This is a genomic window from uncultured Methanobrevibacter sp., assembly GCF_937906425.1.
Taxonomy (GTDB): domain Archaea; phylum Methanobacteriota; class Methanobacteria; order Methanobacteriales; family Methanobacteriaceae; genus Methanobrevibacter.
The window spans coordinates 1-5126 of sequence record NZ_CALCYR010000267.1 but is presented as its reverse complement, the minus strand read 5'-3'; the positions used below and the strand labels follow the sequence as shown (position 1 = coordinate 5126).

Genomic DNA, 5126 nt, shown 5'->3' with positions numbered 1-5126 from the left:
TCTAAAAAAAATTATAAAAAAACTATAAAAAAACTATAAAAAAACTATAAAAAATTATAAAAAAAATTCTAAAAAAAAATTATAAAAAAAATTATAAAAAAAAATTCTAAAAAAAATTCTAAAAAAATATTCTAAAAAAAACTATAAAAAAATTCTAAAAAAAATTATAAAAAAAATTATAAAAAAAATTATAAAAAAAATTATAAAAAAAACTATAAAAAAACTATAAAAAAATTCTAATAAATTTATATTATTTTCTACTGATTAAAACATTAAATTTTAATTTAAAATTTAAAAATCATTTTTAAAGCATTTAATCAAAATGACTTTAATAATTTTTACTATAAAATATATATTTAGGTAAATCAAATATAAACATAATATATATTATAAACTATTAGTAAGGAGAAAAAAATGAAAAAAACAAGCAAATTTTTTATTCTAATATCCCTATTCATATTAGTAATTCTAATTCCAACTAGCTTTGCTAGTGAAATTATCACAAATGAATCAAGTAATGATATAATAAATCCGGAAACAGAGATTAATTATATCCAAGAGACAGACATCAATTTGAATTATAATAATGGATATGATGATTTAGATAAAAATACAGAAAATATCAAGAGTCAATCAAAAGACATTAACAGCAATACCATTTCCTCAAATGAGAATATTGAAATAATGGGAGACAGCGGAACGGTTTATTTTGACGCTTCAGCTGCAAGTGACGGAAGCGGCAGCCAGTCAAGCCCATACAAATACTTAAGTTCCGGAAGACTAAGCGGATACTCAAGGTATGTTTTTGCTCCTGGAAGCTATACCACATCCTCCCCAGCAAGTTCAGGATTCTCATTCTCCTCATCTGCCATGACAATTGAGGGAAGCAATCCGGATACAACAATTATTGAATATACGGGCAGCGGAACATTCTTTGAAGGGGGTTCCAACATGACATTCATAGGAATAACCCTAAAAAACATTCATATAGTAAGTACAGGAGGACTGATAAATGCCACAAACACAATATTTGACAGTGGCAGAGCTCCAATAGAACAGGAAGGAAACTATTACTATGAGAATTCCTATGGTGGAGCAATCAAGCAATGCATGTCAGGTTCATCATTTATGGATGAACTTTGGGACATGTTCGGAGGCTCATCAGCAAGGGGAATCCTTATTGACAACTGTACATTTAAAAACAACTATGCTGCATATGGAGGTGCAATTTACACTGAAAACAGTACAGTAAACATCTCAAACACCATATTTGAAAACAATGTGGCAGACAACGGCGGAGGATCCATAGCTGCATTAAACGGCACAAAATTAAGCTTGGACAAGTGTATCTTTAAAAATGACAAATCCAATTATGATGGCGGAGCTGGAGTCTATCTCTTTAAGTCAAGTGGAAACATAAGCAATTGCCAATTCAACAATCTCTCTGCAGGTTTAGGAGCGGGAATTGCAAGTCTCCGTTCAAGCATTCTTGTTAGTCTCAGCAATTTCACCCAAAATAATGTAAGCTATGCCGGTGCTGGAATATATGCAATGTACGGCAATCTAACAATAAGCAATTCCAATTTCAATGCAAACACTGCACGTAATGGTGCAGGAGTATTTGCAGATAACCTAAGCAGTTTTTCAGTTAATGGAGGTACATACTCAAACAATATAGCCAGTGGCCTTGGAGGAGCAATAGTGTCCTACATCAACAGCAACAGCAACATTAAAAATGTGAATTATCAAAACAACCGGGCTGATAAGGAGGATGACCTCTATGAATCAGACTATCTTGAACAGTTCATTGGAAGCGATGCATATGATATGATGGTCTACAATTCAAGCTATACAGGTTCACTTCCTTCCAAATATGACTTAAGAAGCTATGGATATGTGAGTCAATTGAAGGACCAATTCAATAGCGGTAACTGTTGGGCATTCGCAACCATAGCAGCCCTTGAATCCTGTATCCTAAAGGCAACAGGTACAGAATACCTATTGTCTGAAGGAAATCTAAAGGATTTGGCACAATCATACTCAGATTATGGATGGGCTTATGAAACAAATGAGGGAGGATTCTATCCAATGTCTGTAGGTTATCTGACTAGTTGGCTTGGACCTGTAAATGCAAGTATGGACCCTACAGATGACTGGGACATAATTGCACCTATTCTAAACAGCGTAATGCATGTTCAAAACATACTATACATTCAGAGATCCTCCTATACAGACAATGCAAAGGCAAAAGAAGCAATCATGAAATATGGAGGAATTGCAACTGAAATCTATATGGACTTTTCAGGCAGCTACTACAACAGCAACACCTATGGATACTATGTAAACAGTGACAAGGACAGAAACCATGCAGTCTGTGTAGTTGGATGGGACGATAGCTATTCCAGAAGCAATTTCAAGACAGCAGCACCTGGAGACGGAGCATGGATTATCAAAAACAGTTATGGAGATAACAAATGGGGCAATGGAGGATATGGATACGTTTCCTACTACGACCATACCTTGCTTAAGGTAAATGACTACCCTTATAATTCATTCACATTCATATTGAATGACACAATCAGGTTCAACAGGAATTACCAATATGATTACAACAGCTTTACAGATTATTTTGTAACAGGCCAGGACACAATTTACTTTGCAAATCAGTTCACCTCTGAAGGTGATGATAATCTTGCAGCATTTGCGACCTATTTCAATAAGACAACAGATTGGGAGGCAAATGTTTATGTAAACGGTGAATTGAAACATAGTCAAAGTGGAACAAGTGTTCCAGGATACTTTACAATCAATTTCGACAATTTGATTCCGCTTAAAAAGGGAGATATCTTTAGAATAGCCTTAAAATTCCATTGTAATGGAGACGCCGACTTTTGCATTGATGAATATAATCAATATGGAGCTTCAAGAAAACATTTCCATGAGGGAGTCTCATTCATCAGTTTTGATGGGAACAATTGGATAGACCTGTCAGACTACAATTACACCTATGGTGACAATGAAACTCCTGGAAGCCATTATTATACAGGACAGGTTGCATGTCTCAAGGCATTTACCACCTATGGGGAAAGTGACCCTAAAGACACTCTAATCCAGATAACAAGTGTAAATAAAACTGAAATCATAGCAATATTAAGCAATCAGGGTACAGCTGTCAACTCAGGAAATCTTATTTTCAAAATCGACAACAAGACCTACACAGTTAGCATAAAAAATGGACAGGCAAGCTTGAACAGTGCAGAATTTGCTGATTTCAATCTAAATCCTGGAAGCCATATGATAACAGTCTCATATCTTGGAAGCGATGATTTAAACCCATCATCAATAAGAAAAACAATTACAATTGAAAAGGAAAATCTTTATTTAACAATTGTAACAAATAAAAACAGCCTTAACACAAATGAAAACCTGACAATTACAGTCATACTTAAGGATGCCAACAACAATGATCTTAGCATTCCGGTTACAATCAAGTTCAATGGTGAAACAAAAAGCATTTATCCAAATGAGGAAATCACTTACAGCAATTTAGCTGCCAACACCTACACAATAGAAGCATATGTCCAGTCAAATGCCATGTATAATGATGTTTCAGAATTTAAAATAATAACTGTGCTTGAATCTGAAAAAGAGGATATTGAACTCAGTGCAAGTGCAAACAGCATTTATGAGGGAGATATAGCAATAATCAATATTTACCTTCCATGCGATGAAGCTATTGTAAAAACTACAATAAACAACAAAACATATGTATCACAAATTACAAACAATAGCACTTCATTAAAGGTATACGGTTTAAGTGCAGGAATCTATAATTATTCAGTAGTTTTCTATGGAAACATACAATATAATTATGCAGAATTTAAAGGAACTTTAATAGTAATTGGAAGTGGTGAATCAAACCAAACTTACAGTCAAAGCCGCATCATTGTTGAGGATCTTGAAAAAGTCAAGGGAGACTCAAGGAAATTAAACATTAGTCTAGTTGATGAAAACAATAATCCGATTCCAAACAAAAAGCTATTGATTTACATAAAAGAATCTAATTTAGATAAGGAAGATTATGAGCGCTACACCAACAATGAAGGCATAATAAGCCTTGACATAAATCTTGATTATGGAGACTATGATGTAATAATTATCTTTGAGGGAGATTCCTATTACAATCAATCAGGCAGCAACTCAAAAATAAGCGTCATCCACTCAATAAGTGGAAAAGACATTGAAAAGGATTATAATAGTCCTGCGGCATTTTATGTCAATGCCTATGACGGCGATGGAAATCTTTTAAAGAATACAAGAATCAGATTCAAGGTAGCTGACGCTTGGTACAGCAGAAAAACCAATGAGGAAGGACAGGCTATATTCAACATTTACCTAAATCCGGGAAGCTACAATATCACTGCAGTGAATACTGAAACTGGCGAGGAGACTCAAAATGAAATTAGGGTCAATGAGAAAAAGACTTTTTTAAGCATTTTCTTTAATCAAAACAAAAATCCAAAAGACCTAAGTCTTGATACAATAAAAGAAAATAAGGACAAAAGAGACTTGGACAAGAATTTAGAGATTGATAGGACAGAAAATCTTTCATTGAATACCAATATATTGAAAAAAGAATCCTTGAAAAAGAGCCTATTGAAAAAAGGTTTAAATGAGAATAGAAAATTAAAATCATTAGTTAAATCCATAAAAGAGAATATTGTAAAAAATATAAATAAAAATAATATCCCTATCAATAATGGATTTAATAAGAAAATTGGAATAAATGAATTCTCAAAGGAATTAATTAAATTCAATGCATTTGAAAAGATTAATATTGAATTCAATCCAATGAAAATTAATATCAATTTAGACCTTTTGAATTTCTTATTCATTAGAAACTTTGGAACTTTGATTGAATAAATTTAAATTGGGGAATTTATCCCCTTCTTTTCTTTTTTTAAATAATAATTTAATTTTTAATAAAAAAAATACTTAAATAAACAACTCTTTTTATAAATACAATTTTAATTTTTAATAAAAAAAATACTTAAATAAACAACTCTTTTTTTAAATACAATTTTAATTTTAAGAGAAAAAATATAAAATTATTTAATTAAATAAAC

At 32.1% G+C, this 5126-nt stretch carries 1 protein-coding gene; it reads left to right on the top strand.

What is annotated here, in order from left to right; all coding sequences use genetic code 11:
• Positions 1-414: 414 nt before the first annotated feature.
• Complete coding sequence (locus Q0138_RS07885; RefSeq protein ID WP_297983073.1) at positions 415-4923, top strand: C1 family peptidase; 4509 nt, start codon at positions 415-417, stop codon at positions 4921-4923.
• Positions 4924-5126 lie beyond the last annotated feature (203 nt).

Excerpts from the sequence above, each read along its gene's own strand:
- Q0138_RS07885 (WP_297983073.1), top strand. The coding sequence starts at position 415 with ATGAAAAAAACAAGCAAATTTTTTATTCTAATATCCCTATTCATATTA.